Source organism: Streptomyces sp. NPDC101237, assembly GCF_044767465.1.
GTDB lineage: Bacteria > Actinomycetota > Actinomycetes > Streptomycetales > Streptomycetaceae > Streptomyces > Streptomyces gramineus.
In genome coordinates, this window is record NZ_JBIWNY010000010.1 from 1 (window position 1) to 26,619 (window position 26,619).

General features: G+C 73.0%; 22 protein-coding genes. 13 read left to right on the forward strand and 9 right to left on the reverse strand.

Annotation, left to right across the window (positions count from 1 at the left end; translation table 11 throughout):
* Positions 1 to 115: 115 nt before the first annotated feature.
* Positions 116 to 1,069 (reverse strand): ScbA/BarX family gamma-butyrolactone biosynthesis protein, encoded by a 954-nt coding sequence (locus ACIRQ9_RS17165; protein WP_404173220.1) that lies wholly within the window; start codon positions 1,067 to 1,069, stop codon positions 116 to 118.
* A 394-nt stretch (positions 1,070 to 1,463) separates the two neighbouring features.
* Between ACIRQ9_RS17165 and ACIRQ9_RS17170 the strand changes: the two genes are divergently transcribed.
* The 5 genes from ACIRQ9_RS17170 (at position 1,464) to ACIRQ9_RS17190 (ending at position 5,490) form a co-directional block, all read left to right on the forward strand.
* Positions 1,464 to 2,195: an HAD family phosphatase gene (locus ACIRQ9_RS17170; protein WP_404173223.1), complete on the forward strand. Its 732-nt coding sequence runs from the start codon at positions 1,464 to 1,466 to the stop codon at positions 2,193 to 2,195.
* Positions 2,192 to 2,965 (forward strand): SDR family NAD(P)-dependent oxidoreductase, encoded by a 774-nt coding sequence (locus tag ACIRQ9_RS17175; RefSeq protein WP_404173226.1) that lies wholly within the window; start codon positions 2,192 to 2,194, stop codon positions 2,963 to 2,965. The genes ACIRQ9_RS17170 and ACIRQ9_RS17175 overlap by 4 nt, the downstream gene beginning before the upstream one ends.
* 142 nt (positions 2,966 to 3,107) lie before the next feature.
* Positions 3,108 to 3,773: a ScbR family autoregulator-binding transcription factor gene (locus ACIRQ9_RS17180; protein ID WP_351323222.1), complete on the forward strand. Its 666-nt coding sequence runs from the start codon at positions 3,108 to 3,110 to the stop codon at positions 3,771 to 3,773.
* Between the two features lie 160 nt (positions 3,774 to 3,933).
* Positions 3,934 to 4,548: a ScbR family autoregulator-binding transcription factor gene (locus tag ACIRQ9_RS17185; RefSeq protein WP_404173230.1), complete on the forward strand. Its 615-nt coding sequence runs from the start codon at positions 3,934 to 3,936 to the stop codon at positions 4,546 to 4,548.
* Positions 4,549 to 4,671: 123 nt separating this feature from the next.
* Positions 4,672 to 5,490 (forward strand): BTAD domain-containing putative transcriptional regulator, encoded by an 819-nt coding sequence (locus tag ACIRQ9_RS17190; protein ID WP_404173233.1) that lies wholly within the window; start codon positions 4,672 to 4,674, stop codon positions 5,488 to 5,490.
* Here the strand turns inward: ACIRQ9_RS17190 and ACIRQ9_RS17195 are convergent.
* A complete protein-coding gene (locus ACIRQ9_RS17195; protein WP_404173236.1) occupies positions 5,474 to 5,608 on the reverse strand; it encodes a hypothetical protein in 135 nt (44 codons plus the stop codon). The two genes, ACIRQ9_RS17190 and ACIRQ9_RS17195, sit on opposite strands and share 17 nt — an antisense overlap.
* A 56-nt stretch (positions 5,609 to 5,664) precedes the next feature.
* Entirely contained in the window at positions 5,665 to 6,936 is a 1,272-nt protein-coding gene (locus ACIRQ9_RS17200; protein WP_404173239.1) for an FAD-dependent oxidoreductase, read from the reverse strand.
* Positions 6,937 to 7,490: 554 nt separating this feature from the next.
* On the opposite strand from ACIRQ9_RS17200, the gene ACIRQ9_RS17205 reads away from it, so the two are divergent.
* A complete protein-coding gene (locus ACIRQ9_RS17205; protein ID WP_404173242.1) occupies positions 7,491 to 8,456 on the forward strand; it encodes a DMT family transporter in 966 nt (321 codons plus the stop codon).
* 281 nt (positions 8,457 to 8,737) lie between these two features.
* The gene (locus tag ACIRQ9_RS17210) at positions 8,738 to 9,595 is read left to right on the forward strand and encodes a BTAD domain-containing putative transcriptional regulator (RefSeq protein WP_404173245.1); all 858 of its coding nucleotides are present in this window, start codon (positions 8,738 to 8,740) and stop codon (positions 9,593 to 9,595) included.
* A gap of 103 nt (positions 9,596 to 9,698) precedes the next feature.
* Here the strand turns inward: ACIRQ9_RS17210 and ACIRQ9_RS17215 are convergent, their stop codons facing one another.
* Both ACIRQ9_RS17215 and ACIRQ9_RS17220 read right to left on the reverse strand, forming a co-directional pair.
* A complete protein-coding gene (locus ACIRQ9_RS17215; protein WP_404173248.1) occupies positions 9,699 to 11,642 on the reverse strand; it encodes a glycoside hydrolase family 5 protein in 1,944 nt (647 codons plus the stop codon).
* Between the two features lie 56 nt (positions 11,643 to 11,698).
* Positions 11,699 to 12,403 carry an alpha/beta fold hydrolase gene (locus tag ACIRQ9_RS17220; protein WP_404173251.1) on the reverse strand — a complete coding sequence of 235 codons (705 nt, stop codon included), beginning with the start codon at positions 12,401 to 12,403 and terminating at the stop codon, positions 11,699 to 11,701.
* A gap of 191 nt (positions 12,404 to 12,594) precedes the next feature.
* Here ACIRQ9_RS17220 and ACIRQ9_RS17225 point away from each other — a divergent pair, with 191 nt between their 5' ends.
* A complete protein-coding gene (locus ACIRQ9_RS17225) occupies positions 12,595 to 13,284 on the forward strand; it encodes a DUF6215 domain-containing protein (RefSeq protein ID WP_404173253.1) in 690 nt (229 codons plus the stop codon).
* 96 nt (positions 13,285 to 13,380) lie between these two features.
* On the opposite strand, the gene ACIRQ9_RS17230 is transcribed toward ACIRQ9_RS17225, so the two are convergent.
* Positions 13,381 to 13,953 (reverse strand): hypothetical protein, encoded by a 573-nt coding sequence (locus ACIRQ9_RS17230; protein WP_404173256.1) that lies wholly within the window; start codon positions 13,951 to 13,953, stop codon positions 13,381 to 13,383.
* A gap of 416 nt (positions 13,954 to 14,369) precedes the next feature.
* Positions 14,370 to 16,403 carry an NAD(+) synthase gene (locus ACIRQ9_RS17235; protein WP_404173259.1) on the reverse strand — a complete coding sequence of 678 codons (2,034 nt, stop codon included), beginning with the start codon at positions 16,401 to 16,403 and terminating at the stop codon, positions 14,370 to 14,372.
* A gap of 315 nt (positions 16,404 to 16,718) precedes the next feature.
* Between ACIRQ9_RS17235 and ACIRQ9_RS17240 the strand changes: the two genes are divergently transcribed.
* Complete coding sequence (locus tag ACIRQ9_RS17240; protein ID WP_404173262.1) at positions 16,719 to 19,088, forward strand: ATP-binding cassette domain-containing protein; 2,370 nt, start codon at positions 16,719 to 16,721, stop codon at positions 19,086 to 19,088.
* A 252-nt stretch (positions 19,089 to 19,340) separates the two neighbouring features.
* Here ACIRQ9_RS17240 and ACIRQ9_RS17245 read toward each other — a convergent pair whose 3' ends face one another.
* Both ACIRQ9_RS17245 and ACIRQ9_RS17250 read right to left on the reverse strand, forming a co-directional pair.
* Complete coding sequence (locus tag ACIRQ9_RS17245) at positions 19,341 to 19,778, reverse strand: universal stress protein (RefSeq protein ID WP_404173265.1); 438 nt, start codon at positions 19,776 to 19,778, stop codon at positions 19,341 to 19,343.
* Positions 19,779 to 19,991: 213 nt separating this feature from the next.
* On the reverse strand, positions 19,992 to 21,218 hold the full coding sequence (locus ACIRQ9_RS17250) for a glycoside hydrolase family 88 protein (RefSeq protein WP_404173268.1): 1,227 nt from the start codon (positions 21,216 to 21,218) through the stop codon (positions 19,992 to 19,994).
* Between the two features lie 388 nt (positions 21,219 to 21,606).
* Between ACIRQ9_RS17250 and ACIRQ9_RS17255 the strand changes: the two genes are divergently transcribed.
* From ACIRQ9_RS17255 to ACIRQ9_RS17270, 4 genes are all read left to right on the forward strand, one after another.
* Entirely contained in the window at positions 21,607 to 22,032 is a 426-nt protein-coding gene (locus tag ACIRQ9_RS17255; RefSeq protein WP_404173273.1) for a PPOX class F420-dependent oxidoreductase, read from the forward strand.
* Positions 22,033 to 22,111: 79 nt separating this feature from the next.
* Positions 22,112 to 23,035, forward strand: coding sequence for an NADP-dependent oxidoreductase (locus ACIRQ9_RS17260; RefSeq protein WP_404173277.1), 924 nt, complete (start codon positions 22,112 to 22,114; stop codon positions 23,033 to 23,035).
* 171 nt (positions 23,036 to 23,206) lie between these two features.
* Positions 23,207 to 23,995: a hypothetical protein gene (locus ACIRQ9_RS17265; protein ID WP_404173280.1), complete on the forward strand. Its 789-nt coding sequence runs from the start codon at positions 23,207 to 23,209 to the stop codon at positions 23,993 to 23,995.
* Between the two features lie 169 nt (positions 23,996 to 24,164).
* Positions 24,165 to 26,561, forward strand: coding sequence for a glycoside hydrolase family 65 protein (locus tag ACIRQ9_RS17270; RefSeq protein ID WP_404173282.1), 2,397 nt, complete (start codon positions 24,165 to 24,167; stop codon positions 26,559 to 26,561).
* Positions 26,562 to 26,619: the final 58 nt, after the last annotated feature.

The window sequence follows — 26,619 nt, forward strand, 5'->3', positions numbered from 1 at the left end:
GGGGGGGGGGGGGGGGGGGCGGCGCGGGGGGGGGGGGGGGGGGCGCCCCCCGGCCCCCCCCCCCCCGCCGGCGCGGCCCCGCCCGGCCCCCCCCCCGCGGCCGTCGCGCGCCGCCTCAGCCGACGACGGGACCGCGCACGGTCGAGGTGAAGACGGTCTCGCCGCCCTGCCGGCCGACCACCCGCACGGTCACCGTCCCGTCGCCTCCCGGGACCACCTCCGCCACGTCGACCCAGCACGGGCTGTCGAGTTCGACGTAGCGGTCGAAGGTCGTGGACGTGCTCGCCGGTATCAGCGCACGGGGGGCCAGCCGGGCGCAGGCGGCCTGCCGGGCGCCCTCCAGCAGCACCATGCCGGGCAGATGGTCGCCGCCGTGGTCGAACAGGATCGGATGGGTCAGGTCCGGGGTGAGCAGCCACCGGCCGGGCGTGTCCGTCGCGGTCAGCACCACGTCCGCGGGGGAGGTGCGGCCGACCGCCGACGGCGGCATCGGACGGGCCGCGACCGCAGGGTCCGCGGAAGCCGTCTGCCGCGTCGGCCGGTTGGCCCGCAGACGCGCGTAGACGGACGGCGTGACGATCGAGTACACCCCGTCCCCGTACGCCACGGGCAGGCCGTCCCGGCGCAGCGCGAACCCGATGCCCATCCGGCGCGCCGACGCCCTGCCGCGCGGGGCGGTGTCCGGGCACGTCACGTCGAGTTCGAAGTCCGTCGGCCGGGACCCGATGCGCAGTCGCTCCAGGTCGGTGTGGCAGCTGAGGGACCACAGCACGAAGTGGTGCCCGAGCGGGACACCGTGTTCGGCGTGCGTCACGAACATGCCGGCCTGCCGGAACGTCTCCGCGGCCTGGAGCGGGTCATGGCTGGAACCGTCGGCGCTGTTGAAGAAGGTGTGGGCGCGCGGCCACTGTCCGGTGAGGGAGAACCGCAGCCCGTCGTCCTGCGCGGTGCAGCCGGTGAGGAACACCTCGGCCAGGGACGCCCGGTGGACGTACTCCTTCGGCACCGTGGTGGTCAGCCGGGGCAGTACGGGCAGAACGGCTCCGATCTCGCTGGCGGACAGGCTCATCGACAACCCCCCGTCGGAAAGCTCTTCGCTGGCTGAAGCTCTGTTCGACGCCTATAAGATACGGACCTACCGGTTTTCTCGGGTCGGCCACCAGGTAAAGGATTCGCCAAGTGTGATGAGACTCGATCCATGCATGACTCCGCTCAGTTGTGGTCTGGCCAAGTATTTTTGCGCTCAAACAAGATGAGGGTACGGCGAAAAACGGACTAACAGGCAGATGTCGGCGGCCGGTTGTCGATACATGAGCGGTGCGGCCGGCCCGGTTCAAAACCTCTGCAGCGGTCTCTTTCGGCCATCCACCCCGGGGAGTTCGCCGTCCGCCGGGCCACCCGCGCCACTGCCGGGACCGACGACCACTGCATGATGTTCGAACGGCCCGCGAGAGGAAGACCCGATGGAACCACTGCGCACCCTGCGCCTCGCCGCCGTCAACATCGACGGCGTCCTGCTCAACGACAGCTTCAGCCCCGTCCTGCACCGACTCGTCCTCAAGTACGGCGGTGCCTACACCCGGGAGCTGGAGCAGCGGCTCTTCTCCCAGTCCCGGCTCGCCGCGGCCCGGGTGCTGCTGGAGGAGACCGGCGCCGAGGTGAGCGAACAGGACGTCATCGCGGACTACTTCGCGGAACGCGAGCGCCATCTGCGCGCCCATCCCGTCCATCCGCTCGACGGCGCCGAGGAGCTTCTGCGCCGGCTGCGCGCCGCGGGCCTGGACGTCATCTGCTACGGCGGCCTCGACGAGGACCACTTCCGCCGCCATCTCGGCGTCTGGGAGCACCTGTTCACCGCCCCGCACTACATCTGCACCAACGACTTCCGCCCCGGCATCCGCGAGATCACCGAGGACCACTTCGGCCTCGGCCGGCACCAGGTCCTCTTCATCGACGACGTGGCCCGGTTCGCCGCTCACGCCAAGGAGCTGGACGTGCCCTTCGTCGGCCACCCCAGCACCTTCGAACACGGCTTCCAGCGCGAGCTGATGCGGGAGCTCGGCGTCCGCCACCTGGTCGACGGCCTCGCCCAGATCGACGAACAGCGCCTGCGCACCCTCGACGAGGAAGCCGCGCTCGACGTCTTCTGGCACGACGCCGACTCCCTCTCCGTCACCGCCGGGGTGAGCGCGTGACCGCGCCGGAGGGAGCCGCGCTGGCGGGCCGGGTGGCCCTCATCACGGGCGCCAGCAGCGGCATCGGAGCGGCGGCCGCCCGCGTGTTCGCGAGCCAGGGTGCCGTCGTCGTCCTGACCGCCCGCCGCGAGGACAAGCTGCGCGACCTCGTCGACGAACTGCGCGCCGAGGGCGCCGAGGCCAGTCACCGCACCCTGGACGTGCGGGACACGCAAGAGGTGCGCCGTACCGTCGAGTTCGTGGTGGAGCGGTACGGCCGTCTCGACGCGGCCTTCAACAACGCGGGGGTCGCGCTGCCGAAGACGCCGATGCACCTCATCGACGACGCCGACTACGAACGGGTCACCGAGACCAACGTGCGGGGCGTGTGGAACTGCCTGCGCCACGAGATCACGGCCATGCTGGAGACCGGGGGCGGCTCGATCGTCAACACCAGCAGCGTGGGCGGCCTGGTCGCCTCCTCGACGGCCGCGCCGTACATCGCCTCCAAGCACGCGGTGATCGGACTGACCAAGGCCGCCGCCGTCGAGTACGCCCCGCACCGCATCCGCGTGAACGCCATCGCCCCGGGGCTGACCCGTTCCGAGATGATCGACGACTGGTTCGCCAGGTCGCCCGAGAACGAGGCGCGGGCCTACCGTTCCGCTCCGCAGGCGCGCGCCGCCGATCCGGCGGAGGTGGCGGAGGCCGCCGCCTGGCTGTGCAGCGACCGGGCGAGCTTCGTCACGGGTGCCACACTTACCGTGGACGGCGGGCGCACGGCCTGGTGAACTGCCCGGACGGCTCCCGTGCCGGCGCCCGGCGCCGGCACGGGAGCCGTCCGGGAATCGGCCCCGCACGGCCGAAATACCGCCCCCCGATTGGGGTAAGGTACGTCACGTCCGGTTTTGTTTTGACCGAGGAGGGGTCCCCATGGCGCGTCAGGAGCGTGCGATTCGGACCCGCCGTGCTGTTGTCGAGGCCGCGGCCGCGGTCTTCGCCGAGCGCGGATACACGGCGGCGACCATCGCCGAGATCCTCGAACGGGCCGGAGTGACCAAGGGTGCCCTGTACTTCCACTTCGACTCCAAGGAAGCCCTCGCGCGCGGCGTGATCAACGCCCAGATCAGCGACGACTACTGGGTGCCGCGCGAGCTGAAGCTCCAGGAGTGGGTGGACATCGGCATGACGCTGGCCCACCGCATCCCCAAGGAGGTCATCCTCCTCGCCGGCATACGGCTGTCGGCGGACCTCCAGGGCCGTTCGCTGTTCGGCAGCGCCTGGCCGGCCTGGACCGAGGTGGTGACCGAGAAGCTGGTGGAGGCCAAGGAGCGCGGCGAGGTGCTGCCGCACGTCACGCCGCAGGAGACCGCGGAGTGCTTCCTCGGCGCCTGGATCGGGACCCAGTTCATGTCCGAGGTGGTCTCCGACTGGACGGATCTCAACGACCGCATCTCCGTGCTCTACAACCACGTACTGCCGGCCATAGCGACCCCCGCGGCCCTGATCCGGCTGGACACCGCGCCCGACCGGGGCGCCCGGGTCGTCGAGGAAGTCGAGCGCCGACGGCAGGAATCACCGGTGGCGACCGAGGCCTGACCCGCCCCGGAACCCGGACATCCCGGGCCGCCCGTACTCCTTGCTCGGACAAACCTACCAAGCGTGCTCTTTGCTAGGGTTCTCGAATCGCAATGTTGCAGGCCCAGGGGGAATCGGACCGTCCAACTCCGGATTCTCCCGGATCACCAGGGGGATCGCGATGGTCAAGCAGCTCCGGGCGGCCCGAACCCGCCAGGCCCTCGTCCATGCCGCGGCCGAGACCTTCGCCGACGACGGATACGCCCTCTCCTCGCTGCCCGCGATCAGCCGGCGGGCCGGAGTGAGCGCCGGAGCGCTGCACTTCCACTTCCCCAGCAAGGACGCCCTCGCGGTCGAGGTGGAGGGCGCCGCCCGCCGGAGCATCGAGCGCATGGTCGCCGACCGTCGGCCGTCGGCCGCCTCCGCCCTGCACCTGCTGATCACGGTCACCGGGGACCTGCTCGTCATGGCGACCACCGACGTCGTCGTCCGCGCGGGCTTCAAACTGAGCGTCGACCCCTCGCGCAAGAACGGCGCGGGGTTCGCCTGCTGGTGGCGCACCTGGGTGCGCGAGCAACTGCTGCGGGCCCAGCACCAGGGCGAGCTGGCCGAGGGGGTGTCGCCGGACCGGGTCGCCGCGGTGGTCGTGGCCGCGACGGTCGGGTTCGAGGTGCTCTGTGCCACCGACCGTGACCGGATCTCGCCCCAGCACGCCGAGCACTTCTGGTCATTGATGCTCCCTCAGCTCACGGCGCACACCGACGAGTTCGCCGGGCTCGCCCTCTCCGACTCCTGACCGGAAGTCAAGACCCGACAAAGGGCACCGAGTTCGGTTTGACAAACCGTCCATGCCGTTTTTGACTCGGGTGCCGGGGACTCGCCGCGGAGCACCCGAGGAGCCGACGGGCAGGGAGACGGCGTGGACATCGGCATACTCGGCGCGTTCGACGTGCGCGAGAGGGGCGTCTCCATCACACCGACCGCGCCCAAGCCGCGTCAGGTGCTGGCCCTGCTCGCCCTGCACGCCGACCGGGCGGTGGCCGTGGCCACGCTCACCGAGGAACTCTGGGGCCGGCGGCCGCCGCGCAGCGCGCGACCGACCCTGCAGACCTACGTCATGCACCTGCGTGAGCTGATCGCGGAGGCGTCCGCGGCGGGCGGCGACGGCGGGCGGCCGCCCAAACAGGTACTGCGCACGATGCCCGGCGGCTATCTGCTCGACAGCGCCGAAGGCACCAGTGACGTGAAGGAGTTCGAACGGATCGCCAGGACCGGGTACCGGGCGATGGACGCGGGGGACCACCGCGAGGCCGCGCGACTGCTGCGCAGCGCCCTGGACCTGTGGACCGGTCCGGCCCTGGCCGACGTCCCGGCCGGGGACTGCCTGCGCGCCGAGACCAGCGGACTGGAGGAGAGCCGGCTGTGCGCGCTGGACCGGCGCATCGAGGCCGACCTGCGGCTGGGCCGGCACCGTGAACTGATCGCCGAACTCACCGTGCTGGTCACCCGGCATCCCACCCACGAGAGCCTGTGCGGGCAGCTGATGCTCGCCCTGCACCGCTCCGGCCGGCGCGGCGAGGCCCTCGCCGCCTACCAGCGCCTGCGCACCACCCTCGTCCGTGAATTCGGCCTGGAACCCTCGGCGGTGCTCGGCCGGATACGGCAGTCGGTGCTCACGGCCGCCGAGGACGATCCGACGGCCGACGACGCCACGGGCCCGCTCACCCAGGCCGGATGAGACCCGGCGCGGCGCGCGGCCGGCGGCCCGCGAGCAGGACGGCGAGGGCCCCGGCCGTCAGCAGGCCGCCCGCCAGGAACACCGCCCGCACCCGCCCGTCGCACCTGGTCCACGACACCGTCCACGGCACCAGCTCGCGGGGTCGGTGGGGCGGCCGCAACCGCGTTCCGCCGCTCAACGGCTCCCGAGGTGCCGGGCGATCCGGACGGCCGCGAACTCCGTGCCCGCCACGAACCGCATCATCGGCCCGAACATCGGCGCCGCGAGCGAGCCGGTGAAGTACAGGCCCGGCACCGACGACTCGAACGACCCGCGCAGCGCGGGCGCCCTCGAACCCGGGACGCACGCCACCGCGCGGCGCACCGTGGGGGAGAGGAACGGCAGGGCGTCCAGGTCCAGCCGGTAACCGGTGGCAGCCAGCACATGGTCGACGGTCAGCGACTCCCGCCCGCCCCCGGGACCCGCGACCTCCAGGCGCACCGCGGACCCGGAGAGCGCCGCGCCGGTGACCCGCCGCGAGGTGAGCACGGGGACGACGCCCTCCACCCGGTCCCGCAGCCACCAGCCGCCCGAGGGGCCGAGTGCCCGCCGGAACAGCAGCAGCCGGGCCGCCGCCGGGAACCACCGCACACCGCCGGGTGCCGCGCACACCCCGGCCAGGATCCAGCCCGTGCCCAGCGGAGAGGACGGCTTGGCCAGCCGCTGGGTCCAGGGCCGGGCCAGGTCCGGGGCCATGCCCCAGAGCACCTTGCGTTCCCGCACCAGAACCTGTGCCTCGGCGCCCGCCTCGTGCAGCAGGGCGGCGCTCTCCAGCGCGGACTGGCCACCGCCGACGACCGCCACCCGCCGGCCCGCGTACACGGACAGATCGGTGTGGTGACTGGTGTGCGAGACGGGGGCCGTGGGGCCGGGACCGCCGGGGGCCAGGCGCCGCAACTCGTCCGGGACATGGGCCAGTCCGTTCAGCCCGGTCGCCACCACGACGGCCGCCGCCGCCGTCTCCTGCCCGTCGTCCGAGCGGACCGTGAAGCCAGTCCCGGAGGCGGGCCGCTCCACCGCGGTCACCCGAGCCGGCTCCACCTCGCCGACGTACCGCTTCCTGAACCACTGCCCGTACCGTACGAAGACGTCGCACGGGATCGGGGTCAGCTCGGTCAGCTCCGGCTCGCCGTGCTCGCGCCGGAAGTCCGACAGCCGGGCGCCCGGTGCGGGCGCCGACAGGTCCGTCGCGGCCGGTGTCGATTTCAGGAACATCCCGGTGGCCATGGCGTGCCGCCAACTGCCCATCACATCGCCGAAGACGCGGACCGGTGCTCCGGCCGCCCGTAAGTGGGCGGCCACCGACAGTCCGTACGGTCCGGCGCCGATCACGACGACCGGTGGCCGCCCGTGCCCGGCGCGCGCCTGCTCCGGGGCAGGCCGCCGCCCGGGAAGCGACTGCGTCATGGATTCCTCCGCTGGTCTGCTCGCCGCCCTCCCCAGGACGACGCGACACTGCGGGATGGCACGCCCGGCGTGACACGGCCGTGCTCGTCCCCCTCCGCGGGTGAGTCTGTCCCACGCGGCCGACCCGGGAAACGATATCCATACACGTTGGCCAAAACTTGGTCGAATCATACGACAAGCGGATCAGGGTGGGTCATTGACGTGCAGCGGGGAGCCTGCGACGACCACGGTGCGGGCGGGATCGGCGGCGGCGGCGCGCGCCGGGCCCGGCTCCGACGGCCGCACCGCCGTCGCGAGGCGTCGTGCCGACCGACGCCCCGCGGCCGTCCCGAGGTCCGGACGGACCACCCGCCCTCCGGACCGCCCCGCTACCATCGCCGTGTGAACACCTACTGGCACGTCGTCCTGCCGCCGCTCAGCGCCTGACGGGCGCACCCGCGACGGCTCGAACCCGCGCTCCCGGCCCTCCGCCTTGGCGGCCGCCCGGGGACCGTGTCGTGCGCCCGTTCCGAAACCGGACCGCAGACGGTATTCGACGACGGAAGTTCACGACTGTGCCGAACGACACCTCATCCCGCTCCTCCCTGCCCCGCACCGGCCGGACCCTCGCGCGTCCCCGCCCGGCCGTGCCGCTCGCCGGGCCGGTCCCGATCCTCACGGCCGCCGTGCTGTGGGGCACCACCGGGACCGCCGGCTCCTTCGCTCCCGCCGGGGCTCCCGCCGCCGCCGTCGGCGCCGCCGGCCTGGCCCTCGGAGGCCTCCTGCTGTTCCTGACCGCACCACGCGCCCGCGCCCTGCCCCGTACCTGCACCCTCCGCGAACGCGCGCTGCTCGTCCTGGGCGCCCTGGCGGTGGCCGGATACCCGCTCGCCTTCTATCCCGCCGTGGCCCGCACCGGCGTCGCCGTGGCCACCGTGGTCGCGCTCGGCGCCGCTCCCGTCCTCGCCGGCCTCCTCGGCCTGCTCACCGGCCGGTCCCGGCCCACCGTCCGCTGGGCGCTCGCCACCGCCGTGGCCGTCCTCGGCTGCGCTGTCCTCGTCCTGGGACCCCGGCTGGCCGGCGACGGCGCCCCCGTGGACGCGGCCGGCGTCCTGCTGGCGGGCCTCGCGGGGCTCTCGTACGCCTGCTACGCCCTCGTCGGCCGGCGGCTCGTCGAAGGCGAACACGCCTCGGGCGCGGTGATGGGCGCGATGTTCGCGGGGGCGGCGCTGCTCGTGCTGCCCGTGCTGCTGCGGGAGGCCGGACCGTGGCTGCCGACGGCACGCGGCGCGCTGGTCGTCCTGTACCTCGGAGCGGTCACCACCTTCCTCGGCTACCGGCTCTTCGGACACGGGCTCGGGCACACCCGCGCGCAGACCGCGACGGCCCTGACCCTGGTGGAGCCCGCGGTGGCGGCCGTGCTCGGCGTCGTGGTCCTCGGCGAACGAATGCCGGTCGTCTCCTGGTGCGGACTCGGCGTGATGGCGCCGGGGATCGTCCTGCTCACGCTTCCCGACGGTGTCCGCGGCCGACGACGGTGACCCGAGACCAGGCCAAGTAACCGACCGAATGACCTCGTTCGGACTGTTCTTCGAACGGGGAATCGGTGTGCCCCGCGGCCCGGCCGGACCGTCCGGTCGGTGTCGAGCCGGGCCGCGGATCGCCGAAAGACGCCGCACAGCGGCCACTTGGACACGTCTCGGGGTGGTGGGCGGCCCTGTGGGCCGCCCACCGCGCCCGGGTCGGCGGGTGGTCTGTTGACAGACCGGTTGTGCTGTTTTCTACTGGCGGAGTGTCAGGTGAGAGGATCAGGGAGACGCGTGTGGACATCGGGCTGCTGGGCGCGCTGGACGTGCGGGAGAACGGGGTCTCCATCGCCCCGACCGCCCCGAAGCCCCGCCAGGTGCTGGCCCTGCTGGCACTGCGCGCCGACCGGATGGTGTCCGTCAACGCCCTGGTCGAGGAACTGTGGGCCGGTGCCCCGCCGCGCAGCGCCCGCACCACCCTGCAGACCTATGTGCTCCAGCTCAGGGAACACATAGCGGCCGCGCTGCGCGGCGGATCGGGCGCGGGCGACGCGGCCGCACCGTCCGCGAAGGACGTCCTCACCACCCTTCCGGGCGGCTACCTGCTGGCCTCCGGGGGCGGCGGCAGCGACATCCGCGAGTTCGAGCGGCTGCGCGAACGGGGCTGCCGGGCCATGGACGACGAGGACTTCGCGGGGGCCTCCCGCACCCTTCGCCAGGCGCTCGACCTGTGGACCGGGCCGCCCTTCGCCGACGTCCACACCGGCGCCCATCTGGCCATGGAGGCGCGGCGGCTGGAGGAGAGCCGGCTCTGTGCCCTCGACCAGCGCATCGAGGCGGACCTGCGGCTCGGCCGGCACCGCGAACTGCTGGCCGAACTGACCGTGCTGACGAGCCGTTACCGCTCCCACGAGAACCTCCACGCCCAGTTCATGCTGGCCCTGTACCGTTCGGGCCGGCGCGGCGAGGCGCTCCACGTCTACCAGCGGCTGCGCACCCTCCTCGTCAGGGAACTCGGCCTGGAACCCTCGGCGCGGCTGCGCCGCCTGCAGCAGACCATCCTCTCGGCGACCGCGGAGGACCCCGGCGCACCCGGGCACGACCGCGACCCGGCCGTGCCGGCTCCGGGCGGCCCGCTGGCCCGCGTGCCCTGAGCCACGTCCGCGGCCGACCCCTCCACCGGCACGGGCCCGGACGCGGTGAACGTCCGGGCCCGGGACCGCCGGTGGCGTGGCACGGAGTCCGGTGCGAAGGGGGTCAGGACGGCAGCGGCGCGCACAGTACGGCGGCGGGTCCCGGTGAACTGCCCAGCCGGGTCGTGAAGGCGACTCCGGCGATGTACTCGCCGGCCGCGCACTGGCCCTTGTAGGCGCCGTAGGCGAAGTCGTCGCCGGCCGCGTCGGCGGGCCGGTTGTCGGAACGGTCGAACCACACCGTCCGTCCGGCCGCGCTCAGCGTCGTACGCGCGGGCACGCACAGCACTGCCGACACCCGCTCGCCGCGCCGGCTGTAGCCGATCACGAACCGGCCCGCGGGACACTGCAGTTTGGTGTACCCGGAGGCCCAGTCGCCGCCCGCCGGGACGTACCGCTCGTCGGTGACCACCGTCCGGTCCTGGCCCGCCGCCCGCAGGTCGCCCGCGGCCGCGTCGGTGCACAGCCCGCGACCGCCGGAGTGCGCGAGGCCGGTCAGCCGCAGCCCGTCGGGGCAGACCGCCTTGTAGGCGCCCGAGTCCCAGTCGCCGCCCGTCCGGACGCGCACGGACTCGACCGCGTCGCCGTGGTCGGTGGCCAGCATCCGCCAGGTGGTTCCCGGCGCGATGTATCCCGTGCGGCCGGCGGAGTCCATGAGGTGGTCCCAGGCCGTGGCCCGCCAGTCACCGCCGTCGAGGATGCCGTACCGGTGCCCCGCGGTGTCGTAGCGCAGCAGTGCCCAGTCGTCGTGCCCCTCCCAGCCGACCAGCGGCCAGTACGCGAAGTCGGCGTCGTGGTCGGCGAAGTAGTCGGTGATGTTGCCGAACCAGGTGCGCGCGGCGGTACCGGTCTCGCCCGCGCCGATGCCGAACTCGCTGACCCACACGGGCGCGGTGTAGTGCTTGCCCTCGGTGGTGACGTAGAAGGCCTGGTCGGCGAGGACCTGGTACAGCTGGTCGCGGGTCATGTCCTGGTAGCGGAGATCGCTGGTCTCGCCGATGCCGGTGGCGCCGCTGTGGTGGGGGCCCGTGTAGCCGTAGAAGTGCGCGGAGTACACCAGTTTGTGGGCGTCGACGAGGGTGTGGGAGAGGGTGCGGACCGGGGCGAGGGTGGGGCGGTCGTGCGGGAAGCCGTCCACCGGGATCCCGGTCCAGTTGATGCCTTCGACGACGATGAGCAGGTTCGGGTTCGCCTCGGTGAGGATCCGGTCGGCGGCGAGCTGGGCGGCCGCGTACCAGTCGTGGGCGTCGCCCAGGCCCCAGTTGGGGTCGTCCAGGACGTCACGGCGCACCTCGTTGTAGAGATCGGCGCCCACCACACGGGGGTTCGCGGCGTAGCGCCTGGCCATGAAGACCCAGTCGTCGGCCCACTGCCCGGTCGACTGGCTGCTGTTCCACCGCTCGTTGCCGTCGACGCCGCAGCACCAGCGGGAGGTGTTGGTGTGGTTGTTGAGGATGACGGCGAAGCCCGCGTCGGTCAGGGCGGTCACGACGGCGTCGTAGACCTGGAGCGGGGTCTCGCCGCGCAGCACGGGGTTGGCGGCGACCGCGGCGTCCGGCACCGGGGCCGTCGTGTGGATCATCTCGTTCGAGAACGGCAGCCGGACGCTGTTGATGCCGAGGGCCCGGAAGTCCGACATGAGCTGCGGGAGGGGGACCCGGTCCAGGCCCAGCGGGATGCCGTGGGAGTCCTGGCCGGCGTGGTGGTCGGCGGGGTCGTCGATGCTGCCGCTCCCGTTCCAGGACCCTTGGGCGCCGTCCCAGTTGGCGGCCTTCAGGCGGAACCGGTTCCCGGCGGAGTCGACGATGTAGCGGCCCCGGGTGGACAGCGGCGGCTGCCAGGTACCGGTGGCGGACGCGGCCGGTTCCGGGGTCGCGGAGCGTGGTGCGGAGGCCGCCGGGGCGGCGGAGCGTGGTGCGGCCGTCGCCGGCGCGGTGCCGGACAGGGTCAGCACCATCAACGATGCTGTCAGGTACGTGACAATTCTGGCGAACTTCGTGATCGACATCAGCCGTCCTCGGAGTGGATGCCGCGTGGGGGCGCGGCACTTTACCAAGGCACGCGTCAGCGGAGAAGCGGTTCCCCGGACCCGCAGGCCTCGGCCGTCCAGCCCTCCAGATCACGTTCCGGACGCAGCAGCCGGCGTATGGCGGCTGCCGAGGCCCGGTGCCAGTCCTGGCTCCGGCGCAGCATCGCGTGATCGCCGCCCTTGAGCAGCACCATCCCGGCCTGGGCGCCCGCCGCACGGGCCCGCCGCACGTACCCCTGCGACCCGGCCGGCTCGGTGACGCGGTCACGGTCCCCGTGCAGGACCAGGATCCGCGTCCCGGAGAGGTCCTCCACCGGATCACCGGGGGGACACCAGGGAGCCAGGGCGAGCACCCCGCGGACCGAGGGGTCGGCCGCCGCCCTCAGTGCCGCCCGGCCGCCCATCGAGTGGCCCACCAGCACCACGGACACGTCCCCGGCCAGGCCGCGCAGTTCGTCGAGGGCGCGCAGGGCGTCCTGGAGCGGGTCGGCGTCGTCGTTCCAGCCGCGGTACCGGTACCGCACCTGGCCGACCAGCACGTCGCGGGGCGAGGAGACCGACGCGGCCGCGCTCACGAAGGGGCGCATCCGCAGCGCCGCCGGCTGCCACGGGCGAGCGGGCCTGCGGCCGTTCTCCTGCCCGCCGTGCAGCACCAGCACCGCCGCCCGCGCCCGGTCCCGTGGCGCGCGGCGCACCACCAGGGCCCCGCCGCCCGCCTCGACGACCCGTCCGTCGACCACCGCGTCCACCTCCGCTTCCCCAGGCCCGGTGCGTGCTGCCGACATCAAACACCGCCCCGGGAAGCCGCTGCCACCGAGAAGGGCCGAGCGGTGCGTGCCGTCGCCGTGAACATCCGTACGGTGGACACCTGTACGGCGGACGTCGGCTACGCTCCACCCGCGCACGGCGCGCACACAGCGGGGGTGGGGACATGACCGAGGTGGCCGGGGAGCCCGAGAAGCGGGCGAGACCGGCGGTCCAGGTGATCGCGGCGGTGGCCGTGTTCCTGGCCGTGATCGGTGCCCTGTGGGCCCAGCGGGTGTTCTTCCCGCACCAGGCCACGGGCACCACGCCGGCGACCTGCTCGAAGTCGGCCGACCGGCTGCCGGCCCGCTACGTCTCCGGCGCGCGCCTGTGCGAGGCGCTGAACCGCCCCGACCTTCCGGACCTGCTGGGAACGCCCCGGGAACGGGCCGAGACCGCGAGCGGCAACGGGGAATGGATCACGATGGCCGGCGGCACGAAGATCGCCTCGCCCGACGCGACGGTGACCCTGAAGACGTACTCCGTGAAGCTGTCGGCGTCCTACGACCGCCTGTCCGTCGCCGACGTGGTCGGCCTGATGGACGGCGCGCGCAGGACGACCGTCCTCGGGCATCCGGCCGTCCTCTACTCCAGCCCCACCCTCTCCATCGGTTTCAGCCTCGGCGGCGGGAAGGCGAGCACGGGGCCGGGCGGCACGGCGCGCTGCCTGCTCGTCTCCAAGCATCCGAAGGACGACGGCCAGGGCACGTTCGAGGTCGCGCTCTGGCGGCAGGACGACGTGCTGCCCGACGACACGGCCCTGGAACGCGTCGCGGCACATGTGCTGCGGACGGTACCGGGCTGGAACGGCAGGTGAGCCTCCCCGACGGACGGTTGAAGCGGCGGCGCCGCCGCGGCGCCCCCCGTGGAGGGCCGCGACGGCGCGTCTCGTCCGGAGCCGTGGGTCACGTGCTCACGCGGGCGCCGGCAGCGACGGCAGGGCGGGCGCCGAACCGAGCAGGCCGGTGACCGCGGCCAGGATGGGGCCGAGCAGCCCGGTGACCGCGCTCACCACACCACCGAGGTCGAGAGAGGCCAGCGAGGAGAGCAGCTTGCCGACGGCGGCCTGGATCGCGTTCACCAGGTCCGAGACGGGGTCGGCCGCGCGAACCGAGCGGCCGGTGACACGGGCGTCCAGCTCCTTCAGCCGCTTCTGCAGGGCATCGCTCCACGCCTGTACCTGCTGGGCGTAGGCGGCGGCGCCGGCCTGGTCGAGGGTGGTGCCGTCGGCCGCGGCCAGCTGGGGCAGCGTGTCGAGGAAGGAGGTCAGGGCCGGGTCGAACCGCGTCGTGTCCATCGCTTCGACGCGGGCCAGCAGGGCGTCGACGTCGGGGCCGGGCAGCTGCGGCGCCGACTGCGCGGCACCGGTTCCCGATCCGTCCTGGCCGGCGTCGGCGGCGGCAGCGCCGGCGGCCGCCGGACCGAGGACCAGGGCGGCACAGACCAGGGGGGAGACCAGGAGGCCGCGGGAGGCTAGGGCGCGCATGGGGTTTTCCTTTCGGACTGCTGTCTTTCGCCCACCCTCGAAAGCCCCGCCGGGCGCCGCAACCGGTGTCCGGGCCCACGCTCCGGCCGCCCCCTGCCGCCCGGACCACCCTCACCAGCCGGTTTTCCTCGCCACTTGACCGTTTCCGGTGCCGTCGGACGGTTGGCCCGTCGGAGTGCCCACGGCCCTCGCCCGGAGCCGGGCCGCACATGCGAAGAGCCCCGCCTCCGACGGATCGGAGGCGGGGCTCTTCGGACGGAGCGCCGGGCAGGCCTTGCACCTGCATCTCCCCACAGGAAGCGGGGCGTCTTTCCTTGGACCACCGACGCATCGCGCGATCTCCGGATACGGAGTGCCGCACGCGTGACCGACCCTAGCCGGATCGTGGTGTTCACGCCAAATCAGAGGCGGCAGCGCTACGCCTCCGGGACCCGCTCCAGGTCGTGCAGCCACGCCTTGGCCGAGCCGTCCGACGGGGCGCGCCAGTCGCCGCGGGGCGAGAGGGAGCCGCCCGCCGAGACCTTCGGGCCGTTGGGCATCGCCGAGCGCTTGAACTGGGCGAAGGCGAAGAACCGGCGGCAGAAGTAGTCGAGCCAGTGCCGGATCGCGGCCAGGTCGTACTCCTTGCGGTCGGACTCGGGGAAGCCGGGCGGCCAGGCGCCCGCCTCCCGGTCGTGCCACGCGTGCCAGGCCAGGAAGGCGATCTTCGACGGCCGGAACCCGTGCCGCAGCACCTGGTAGAGGGTGAAGTCGTGCAGCGCGTACGGGCCGATCTTCGACTCCGTGGACTGCAGTTCCTCGCCCGGCACCAGCTCGGGGCTGATCTCCGTGTCGAGGATGGCGGTGAGCGTCTCCCCGGTCTCCGGGTCGAACTGCTCACTGCTGACGACCCAGCGGATCAGGTGCTGGATCAGCGTCTTCGGCACACCGGAGTTGACGTTGTAGTGGCTCATCTGGTCGCCGACACCGTAGGTGCACCAGCCCAGCGCCAGCTCCGAGAGGTCACCGGTGCCCAGCACGATGCCGCCGCGCTGGTTGGCGAGCCGGAACAGGTAGTCGGTGCGCAGACCGGCCTGCACGTTCTCGAAGGTCACGTCGTACACCGGCTCGTCGGCCGCGAACGGGTGGCCCATCTCCTTGAGCATGAGACGCGCGGTCGGCGTGATGTCCAGCTCGGCCGCGGTCACGCCGAGCGAGTTCATCAGCCGGTGGGCGTTGCCCTTGGTGTGCTCGCCGGTGGCGAAGCCGGGCAGCGTGAAGGCCAGGATGTCGGTGCGGGGGCGGCCCATCCGGTCCATCGCACGGGCCGCGACGATCAGCGCGTGCGTGGAGTCGAGGCCGCCGGACACCCCGATGACCACCTTCGGGCCGCCGATCGCGGTCAGCCGCTGCTGCAACGCCGCGACCTGGATGTTGTACGCCTCGTAGCAGTCCAGGGCGAGACGTGCGGGGTCGGCGGGCACGAACGGGAAGCGTTCGACGCGGCGGCGCAGGCCGAGGTCGGCGGCGGGCGGGTCGAGCCGGAACGGGACGGTCCTGAAGTCACCGGTACGGGCCGCGTGCGTCCGCCGGTTGTCGTCGAACGAGCCCATCCGGGCCCGCTCCTGGCGCAGCAGGTCGAGGTCCACGTCGGCCACCGCGTACTGGTCGTCCAGGGGGAACCGGTCGGTCTCGGCGAGCAGCGCGCCGTTCTCGTAGATCATGGTCTGGCCGTCCCAGGACAGGTCCGTGGACGACTCGCCGAGCCCGGCCGCCGCGTACACGTAGGCGGCCAGGCAGCGCTGCGACGCCGAGCGGCACAGCAGCTTGCGGTCCTCCGCGCGGCCGACCGTGATCGGGCTGCCCGAGAGGTTCACCAGCACGGTCGCGCCGGCCAGCGCGGCCTCCGCGCTCGGCGGCACCGGCACCCACATGTCCTCGCACACCTCGGCGTGCAGGACCAGACCCGGCACGTCCTCGGCGTCGAACAGCAGGTCCACGCCGAACGGCACGGACGCGCCGCCGACCCGGATGGTGCCGCCCCGCTCGTCGTCGCCCGAGGCGATCTGGCGGCGCTCGTAGAACTCCCGGTAGTTCGGCGGGTACGACTTCGGCGCCACCCCGAGGATCCGGCCGCGGTGCACGAACACCGCGCAGTTGTAGATCCGGTTGCGGTGGCGCAGCGGCGCACCGACGACGAGGACCGGCAGCAGCCCGGCCGAGCCGGCCGCCACCGTCGCCAGGGCGTCCTCGACCTGGTCGAGCACCACGTCCTGGAGCAGCAGGTCCTCGATCGAGTAGCCGGTCAGGCCCAGCTCGGGGAAGACGGCCACGGCGACCCCGTCCTCGGCGCAGCGGCGGGCCTGGCGCAGGACCGCCTCGGCGTTGGCGCGCGGGTCGGCGATGACGGTGTGGCCGGTGCACGCGGCGACCCGCGCGAAGCCGTGCTCATAGATCGACCAGAAGTTCAACGGGGGCTTCCTCGGGAGAGACGGACACGGTGCGGATGCCGGAGGGAAGGCGTCGCCGCGGACGGGCACCCTCTCCTTCGACGGTCCGGCGAACCTCCTGCACCAAGAAGCATAGATCGGCGGTGATCAGTGCTGACCAGGAGATTCATCTCGCCGGGCGGCCCGCCCGCCCGCCTGCCCACCGCGCATGGCAGGCGTGGGTGTCGGGCCCTTGGCCGGACCGGTCAGGAACGGAGAAGCGCTGGTGTTCCACCTCGGGCTAGCGTGGCGGCCGTCGACGGAGGTCGCGCGCAGCGGATGGAGACGGGTTTGAGCATGGCCGGTAGGACCGAGACGCACGTGGCGGACAGCCACGACCTGATCCGTGTGCACGGAGCGCGCGAGAACAACCTCAAGGACGTCAGCATCGAGATCCCGAAGCGCCGGCTGACGGTCTTCACCGGGGTCTCGGGTTCGGGCAAGAGCTCGCTGGTCTTCGACACGATCGCCGCCGAGTCGCAGCGGCTGATCAACGAGACCTACCCCGCCTTCGTCCAGGGCTTCATGCCCAACCTGGCCCGCCCCGAGGTCGACGTCCTCGACGGACTGACCACCGCGATCATCGTCGACCAGCAGCGGATGGGCGGCGACCCCCGTTCCACCGTCGGCACCGCCACCGACGCCAACGCGCTGCTGCGCATCCTCTTCAGCCGCCTCGGCACGCCGCACATCGGCTCGCCCAAGGCGTTCTCCTTCAACGTCGCCTCGATCAGCGGGGCCGGCGCCGTCACCGTCGAACGCGCGGGCCGGCAGGTCAAGGAACGGCGCAGCTTCAGCATCACCGGCGGCATGTGCCCGCGCTGCGAGGGCCGCGGCGCCGTCACGGACCTGGACCTCGGGCAGCTCTTCGACGAGACCAAGTCCCTCGACGAGGGCGCGATCACCGTCCCCGGCTACAAGGGCGGCGGCTGGAACTCCCGCCTGTACGCCGAGTCCGGTTTCTTCCCCCCGGACAAGCCGATCAAGAAGTTCACGAAGAAGGAGCTTCACGACTTCCTGTACCGCGAGGCGACCCGGATGAAGATCGCGGGCATCAACATGACCTACGAGGGGCTGGTCCCGCGCATCCAGAAGTCGATGCTCTCCAAGGACAAGGAGTCGATGCAGCCGCACATCCGCGAGTTCGTGGAGCGTGCGGTCACCTTCGCCACCTGCCCGGACTGCGACGGAACCCGGCTGAACGAGGGCGCCCGCTCCTCGAAGATCGCCGGGATCAGCATCGCCGACGCCTGCGCGATGCAGATCAGCGACCTGGCCGCGTGGGTCGAGGGCCTCGACGAGCCGTCGGTGGCGCCGCTGCTGAGAACCCTCCACGACACCCTGGCGTCGTTCGTGGAGATCGGCCTCGGCTACCTCTCCCTGGACCGGCCGGCGGGCACCCTGTCCGGCGGCGAGGCGCAGCGCACCAAGATGATCAGGCACCTCGGCTCCTCGCTCACCGACGCCACCTACGTCTTCGACGAGCCCACCACCGGCCTGCACCCGCACGACATCCAGCGCATGAACGGCCTGCTGCTCCGGCTGCGCGACAAGGGCAACACCGTGCTGGTCGTGGAGCACAAGCCGGAGGTCATCGCGATCGCCGACCACGTCGTCGACCTCGGACCCGGTGCAGGCGCGGGCGGCGGCACGGTCTGCTTCGAGGGCACCGTCGAGGGCCTGCGCACCTCCGGTACGGTCACGGGCCGCCACATCGACGACCGGGCCGCCCTCAAGGACGGCGTCCGCACGCCGACCGGGGCGCTGGAGATCCGGGGCGCGAGCACCCACAACCTCCAGGGCGTCGACGTCGACGTCCCGCTCGGGGTCCTGACCGTCATCACCGGGGTCGCGGGATCCGGCAAGAGTTCGCTGGTGCACGGCTCGATCCCGGCCGGTGCCGGGGTGGTCTCCGTGGACCAGGGCGCCATCCGCGGGTCCCGGCGCAGCAACCCGGCGACGTACACCGGACTGCTGGAGCCGATCCGCAAGGCCTTCGCCAAGGAGAACGGCGTCAAGCCGGCCCTGTTCAGCCCCAACTCCGACGGCGCCTGCCCCACCTGCAACGGCGCCGGGGTCGTCTACACCGACCTGGCGATGATGGCCGGCGTGGCCACCACCTGCGAGACCTGCGACGGAAAGCGGTTCGAGCGGTCGGTGCTCGACTACCGGCTGCACGGCCGTGACATCAGCGAGGTGCTGGCCCTGTCGGTGAACGAGGCCGTGGAGTTCTTCTCGGCCGAGGAGGCGAACGTCCCGGCCGCCCAGCGGATCGCCCGGCGGCTCCAGGACGTCGGCCTCGGCTACCTCACCGTCGGCCAGCCGCTCACCACGCTGTCCGGCGGCGAGCGCCAGCGCCTCAAGCTCGCCACGCACATGGCCGACAAGGGCGGCGTCTACGTCCTGGACGAGCCGACCGCGGGCCTCCACCTCGCCGACGTGGAGCAGCTCCTCGGCCTGCTCGACCGGCTGGTCGACTCCGGCAAGTCCGTCATCGTCGTCGAGCACCACCAGGCGGTCATGGCCCACGCCGACTGGATCATCGACCTCGGGCCGGGCGCCGGGCACGACGGCGGACGGATCGTCTTCGAGGGCACCCCGGCCGATCTGGTCGCCGCCCGCGAGACCCTCACCGCCGAGCACCTCGCCGAGTACGTCGGAGCCTGACGTCCGGAGCGCGCCGCCCGGCGCGGCACCCGTCCTCGGACGGTTCCGGCGCCGGGCGGCAGCGGTGTCCGACCATGCCGTGAGCCGCCTCCAGGAGGCCGGCCACGTCGGGCGGCGCGAGGCCCCGGGCAACCGCCGTAACCCGTTCGCGCCGCCGCCGGGCGACGGCGTCCGCCCGCGCCCGAGGGCGGCGGAGCGACGGGGCCGCCGCGGACCCGGAGGTCCGGCGACGGCCCCGGGCCAGGAACGCGGTCAGTCCTGGTCCTGGACCTCCGGGGCGAGCAGGATCGCGGTGTGGGTGCGGTGCGCGACGGCGTCGCTGACCCGCGGGTCGAACAGCGCCTGCGCGGCGCTGCGGTGGTGCGGGCTCAGCACGATGAGGTCGGCGCCGAACTCCTCGGCGGTCTCCGAGATGGCGGCCGCGACCTGCGTGGTCAGGCCCCGCAGGAGGGTGCCCTCGGCCTTGACGCCGGTGTCCCGGAGGGCGGTGAGCGCCTCGTCGAGAACGGCCTGGGCCTCGGCGTCCTCCTCCAGCGGGACGATCGCCGCGACGGACGCGGCGGAGGCGATGACGTGCACGACGCGGACCTCGGCGTTCGCGAGCTTCGCCAGGTCGCCGGCCAGCCGTACGGCGGACAGGCGCGCGGGGCTGGGATCGACGGCGACGAGGATGCGCTGGAACACGGACACGGTTCTTCCCCTTTCGGGGTGCGGAAGGTCCTCTCGGAGGTCTGGGACGCCGGTGGCCGGCGTGACGGCTCGGCGCGTCCGGCGCCGAACGAGTTCTTCCGTCCCCATGGTGTGATCATCTCACCACTCGTCGGCGGCCGGCACGGGGGTCCATGTAACACCCACTGAACTGCCGGCGGCCGGCCGGTGCCGCCCGGTCCGCCGGCGTCGCGGTCAGGCCGTGGTGAGGCCGATGGCGCGGTCCAGGGCCTCGGGATGCAGCACCCGGTTGATGCCTTCGAGCAGGTAATAGTCGGCGTAGGGGAGGGACACCTCGATGCCGTCCTCGGCGGGGCGGTTGCGGGTGCACCGGGCGACGACGGCGTCCGCCCGGCTGGAGGCCCTGGTCAGACAGGTCTCCGCGAGCGCGGTCAGCATCCGCAGCGCGGTCGTGCGGTACTTCTCCCGGCCGGTCGCGGCGGCCAGGTCGAGGAGCCCGCAGGCCGTCACGGCTCCGGCGGACGCGTCCTTGATGTCGTAGGGGTGCTGCGGCGCCCGGTAGTCCCAGACGGGCACGTGATCAGGGGTGAGCACGCCGATGGCGTAGTCGGCGAGCCGCGTCGCGGTGGTGAGGAACCGGGCGTCGGCGGTACGGCGGTAGAGGGTGGTGAAGCCGTAGATCCCCCACGCCTGCCCGCGTGACCAGCAGGAGGTCGCGCTGTAGCCCTGCACGGTGTTGGGGCCGATGGGCGCGCCGGTGGCCGGGTCGAGGTCCCAGACGTGCGGGGTGGAGCCGTCGGCGCGCGGGAAGAGACGCTGGGCCGTCTCGGCGTGCGCGACGGCGATGTCGCGGTAGGAGGGGTCGCCGGTCTGCTCGGTGGCGAAGACGAGCAGGTCGAGGTTCATCATCGTGTCGATGATGATGCGCCCGGCGTTGGCGGATTCGTCGAGCGCGCCCCAGGCGCGCAGGAACCGGCCGCGCGGGTTGTAGCGCCGGCTGAGCGAGCCGGCCGCCTGGACGGCGCCGGCGCGCCACTCGTCGTCTCCGGTCAGGCGCCAGGCGGTGACCCAGGACGGAGTGAAGAGGAAGCCGAGGTCGTGGGTGGTGGTGTCGGTGCGGCGGGGCGCGAGTTCGCGGGCGGAGTCGAGGGCGAGGGCGCGGAACCGGTCGTCCCCGGTGTGCAGCCAGCACATCCACAGTGTGCCGGGCCAGAACCCGCCGACCCAGTCGCCGTTCTGGGAGTAGGTCCACTTCTCGAACTTGGTCGAGACGGGGAAACCGGTGACGCCCGGTGCCACCGCGCGGACCTTCTCGGCCGCGTAGTCGGCGGCGGCCCTGAGGATCCGCGTGGTGGCGGCCGGCACGCGCCCGGCCTCGGCGTACGCGGGCAGCGGGGCGGCGGCGAAGGCGGCCGTGGCGCCGCCTGCGGTGGCCAGCACGGCCCGGCGGGAGATGGACATGACTGCCTGCCTCTCCAACTCGACTGTGGTGCACGGAAGTTGAAGGAGTGTGGCATGCCGGTCCGGAGCGTGTACACCCATGTGCCTGATGTTCACATGGGTGAACAAGTGCCCCCGGAGGACCCCTGCCAGTGGCTGAGTCAGTCCGGGCCGGGCCGGGTCGCCGCCGCCGTGCGGACTGCCGGCGGTGCACGGCCGCCAGGGGGGGGGGGGGGCGCGGCAGGTGCGAGTCCGCGTGGCGGTCCGCCGTCGTCGAGTGGCGGCGAGCCACCGCAGTGGCGACGATGCAGCCAGGAGCCTGACAACAGGAGCCCCTTGTCGCCCGTGATCGACCGATGCAAGCTGCCGCCCCGCCGACAGCCGGCCCACCGCCCGAGGAGGCACCCAGATGTCCAGGCCGCCGCTGCCCCCCGGGGCCCAGGAGTTCCTGCGCCGCCCCAACCCGGCCGTCATGGCCACCCTGCGCTCGGACGGAACCCCGGTGTCCGCCGCCACCTGGTACCTCTGGGTGGACGGCCGTGTCCTGATCAGCCTGGACGAAGGCCGGGTCCGCCTGAAGCACCTGCGCCGCGACCCGCGCGTGACGCTCACCGTGCTCGACGGCGCCGACTGGTACACCCATGTCACCGTCGTCGGCCGGGCGGTCGAGCTGATCGAGGACCGGGGGCTGGCCGACATCGACCGCATCGCCGTCCAGTACACGGGCAGGCCGTATCCCGACCGGGTCCGCACCCGCTTCAGCGCCTGGATCGAGGTCGACCGCTGGCACGGATGGGGCACCCACCGCGACAGCGACCAGGCCTTCACCGCCTGACCGGCGCACGGCGGACACACGACGTCCCGTGCGCGGAGCGGCTGGAGGGGCCGATCGCACAGCAGAGGGAGGAACACCGATGCAAGCCCTCACCGTCACCGACCGCGACGCCGGGACCCGCGGGTTGGCACTCACCGACCTGCCGTATCCGCACGCGGCCGAGAACGACGTCGTCGTGCGGGTGCATGCCGCCGGATTCACCCGGGGCGAGCTCGCCTGGCCCGGAACGTGGACGGACCGCGCCGGGCGCGACCGGACACCCAGCGTGCCGGGGCACGAGGTCTCCGGCGTGGTGGCGGAACTCGGCTACGGGACCACCGGACTCACGGTCGGTCAGCGCGTTTTTGGCCTGACCGACTGGGCCCGCGACGGTTCGCTGGCCGAGTACGTCGCCGTGGAGGCCCGCAACCTCGCCCCGCTGCCCGCGGACATCGACCACACGGTGGCGGCCGTGCTGCCGATCTCCGGACTGACCGCCTGGCAGGGCCTGTTCGACCACGCCCGGATCGCCACCGGGCAGACCGTCCTGGTGCACGGTGCCGCGGGAGGTGTGGGCTCGCTCGCGGTGCAGCTGGCGCGGGAGGCCGGAACCCGGGTGATCGGCACCGGCCGGGCCGCCGACCGGGACACCGTCCTCGCGCTCGGCGCGCACACGTTCCTCGACCTCGACACGGACCGGCCCGGCGACGCGGGCGAGGTCGACGTGGTGTTCGACGTGATCGGCGGTGACGTCCTGGACCGTTCCGCCGCGCTGGTCCGGGCGGGTGGCACGCTCGTCTCGATCGCGGAGCCGCCCAGGGTCCGGCCCGAGTCGGGCCGGGCGGTGTTCTTCGTCGTGGAACCCGACCGGGCCCGCCTGGCGGACCTGGCCCAGCGGCTCGGGGACGGACGGCTGCGGGTACGGGTCGGGGCGGTCCGGTCGCTGGCCGAGGCGGTCGACGCCTTCGCCCCGCGAGAGCGCGTCGCAGGCCGGACCGTCATCCGGGTCGCCGACGACGGCTGAACCCGGCCGAGGGGCGCGGTTGGACCAACGCCGTTCCGCCGTAGGGCTCACATATCCGGTACGACAGGTGGGTCATCGTCTTTCCGTCCCGGCGCGTTCCTAGCGTGGCGACGCCAGGCGGGACCGGCCACGCGGCCGTCCCGCTCTCGTCCGACCACGAAAGGAGTGGGCGTGAACGCTCGCTTCGGCAGGAAGCGCACAGGGGCACTCGGGGCGACGGCCCTGCTGGCGCTGGCCGCCTCGATCCTCCCGGGACCGGCGTCCGCCGCCCCCGCCCGCAAGACGGTGAGCGGCGACCACTGGGGCGTCATCACCCGCAACACCATCGGTTCCCCCGTCGCGGCGCTGCGCAGCGGTCCGTTCGGCCCGATCGGCGTACACGGCTCCCAGGCGGGGCCGCCCTACGGCGAGGGGAGCCTCGGGCTGGCGGTGGCGGACCGCTCCACCTCGCTGACCCCGCCCGCGGAGAAGGCATCCTTCGGCAACGAGGTCGACTTCTACGGGAACCGGGTGCTCGGCCTGGACCGGGTCGGCTTCCACGTCTTCCAGACCGGCGAGAACGTCGCGTACGGCGGCGCCGGGAACATGCCGAACCTCACGTTCGAGATCAACCCGAACCTCGCCGCGGCGCCCGGCACCACGTACGCGTCGATGGTGTGGACACCGGCCCCCTCCCCGACGGTGGGCCGGTGGAGCCCCTACCTCGACGCCACCACGACCGGTTCCTGGCACCTGACCGGCGCCGCGGGGACCGCGACCGGCTGCACCCTGAGCACCCCGTGCTCCTTCGCGGGTCTGAAGGCCGCGCTGAACGACGGCGGCCCGGAGCCGACCGCCTACTCCGTCGCGGTGGCCAAGGGCCGGGACTACATGTGGATCGGTGCCGTCGACGGCCTGCGGATCAACCGGACCGTCTACGACTTCGAGGCCGACGGGGTCAGAGCGCGCAAGATCGGCTGAGCGCGCGGCCGGCGGGGCGGCAGCGGCGGCGGACCCGCCCGGCGCCCCGCCCCTCTCGACCGAGCGGGTGCCTTCCGGCGCGCCGGGCGGCGCGTGTGGAGCGCGGGCCCCGGGCACGGCCTAGCCTCGGCGGCGACGAACCCATGGACGGCCGAGGTCTGGAGTCGCGGTGATCACCCATCCAAGTTTCACCGTGGAACCCTGGTGCCTGCGGGAGAGCGAGCTGAACCTGGACCTGCTCGCCCAGAGCGAGTCGGTGTTCGCCCTCTCCAACGGGCACATCGGATGGCGCGGCAACCTGGACGAGGGCGAACCCCACGGACTGCCCGGCGCCTACCTCAACGGCGTGTTCGAGCGGCATCCGCTGCCGTACGCGGAGGCCGGCTACGGGTATCCCGAGTCCGGCCAGACGATGATCAACATCACCGACGGCAAGATCATCCGGCTGCTGGTCGACGACCACCCGTGCGACCTGCGCTACGGGCGGCTGCTGGAGCACGAGCGGGTGCTGGACTTCCGCACCGGCGTGCTCAGCCGTACCGCCCGCTGGATGTCGCCCGGCGGCCGGACCGTGCGCATCACCTCACGGCGGCTGGTGTCCTTCACCCAGCGCGCGGTGGCCGCGATCGTGTACGAGGTCGAGCCCGAGGACGGACCGGCCACGGTGGCCGTCCAGTCGGAACTCGTCGCCAACGAACAACTGCCGAACCTCCAGGGCGATCCGCGGGTCGCCGCGGCCATCGAGTCGCCGCTGACGCCGGAGGAGAGCTTCGCCCAGGGCACCCGGCTGCGGCTGCTGCACTGCACCGACCGCAGCGCACTGCGGGTGGGAGCGGCCGCCGACCACATCGTCGAAGGCCCGGACAGCACCCGCTGGACCGCGCAGAGCGAACCCGATGTCAGCCGCCTGACGGTGACCGCCGACCTGACCCCCGGACAGCCCCTGCGGCTGTTCAAGTTCGTGGCCTACGGCTGGTCGGGCGAGCGCTCCCAGTCCGCCGTGCGCGACCAGGTGGACGGCGCGGTGGCGGCCGCGGTCAGCGCCGGCTGGGACGGCCTGGTGGCGGACCAGCGCGCCTATCTCGACGAGTTCTGGGCCGGAGCGGACGTCGAGGTGGAGGGCGACGCGCAGATCCAGCAGGCCGTGCGGTTCGCGCTCTTCCACGTGCTCCAGGCGGCCGCCCGCGGCGAGAACCGGGCGATCCCCGCCAAGGGACTGACCGGCACCGGGTACGACGGACACTCCTTCTGGGACACCGAGTCCTACGTGCTGCCGGTCCTCACGTTCACCGCGCCGGAGGCCGTCGCGTCGGCGCTGCGCTGGCGGCACCGGATGCTGCCGGCGGCGCGGGAACGCGCCCGCGAGCTGAACCTGGCGGGCGCGATGTTCCCGTGGCGGACGATCGACGGCTCGGAGTCGTCCGCCTACTGGCCGGCCGGGACCGCCGCCTTCCACATCAACGCGGACATCGCCATGGCCGGCGTCCGCTACGTCCTGGTCACCGGGGACGTGGAGTTCGAACGCAACGAGGGCCTTGACCTCCTCGTGGACACCGCCCGGCTGTGGCGCCGCCTCGGCCACCACGACGCCGACGGCGTCTTCCACATCGACGGCGTCACCGGACCCGACGAGTACAGCGCGATCGCGCGGGACAACCTGTACACCAATCTGATGGCCCGCCAGAACCTGCGGGCCGCCGCCGACGTGGCCGCCCGCTATCCGGACCGGGCCGAGGAACTCGGCGTCGACGACGAGGAGACCGCCGGCTGGCGCGAGGCCGCGGCCCGCATGGCACAGCCGTACAACGAGACCCTCGGTGTGCACGAGCAGTCGGCCGGGTTCACCACCTTCCAGCACTGGGACTTCGACGCCACCCCGCCCGAGAACTACCCCCTCCTCCTGCACTACCCCTACTTCGACCTGTACCGCAAGCAGGTGGTGAAACAGGCCGACGTGGTCCTGGCGATGCTGGAGTGCCCGTACGCCTTCACCGACGACGAGAAGGTGCGCAACTTCGCCTACTACGAGGCGCTGACCGTCCGTGACTCCTCCCTGTCGGCGTGCTGCCAGGCGGTGCTCGCGGCCGAGACCGGACACCTGCGGCTGGCCTACGCCTACCTCACCGAGGCCGCGCTGATGGACCTCGACGACCTGGAGCACAACACCCGCGACGGGCTGCACATCGCGTCCCTCGCCGGGACCTGGCTCGCGCTGGTCGGCGGCTTCGGCGGCCTGCGGCGGCACCTCGACGACGAGGGGAAGCCGGGTCTGCTCGGGTTCGCTCCCCGGCTGCCCGAGGCGCTGTCCAGGATCGCCTTCACCGTGCAGACGCGCGGGCGGCGGCTGAAGGTCGACGTCGAACGGGACCGGGCGCGCTACCGGCTGGTGGAGGGTGAACCGCTGACCGTGCTGCACTTCGGGCAGCCGGTGACCGTGACCGTCGACAAGCCCGTGGACCGGGAGGTCACGCCCTGCTCCGTGCGCCCCGAGCCCCAGCAGCCGCACGGCCGCCGTCCGGAGGGCCTGCCGAGCGAGGACGAGCCGCGCGAGGAGACACAGGACTGACCGCGGTCCGCGGGGCGGCCGGTCCTCGGCGCGGACCACGGGGCACCCCCGCCGGGCG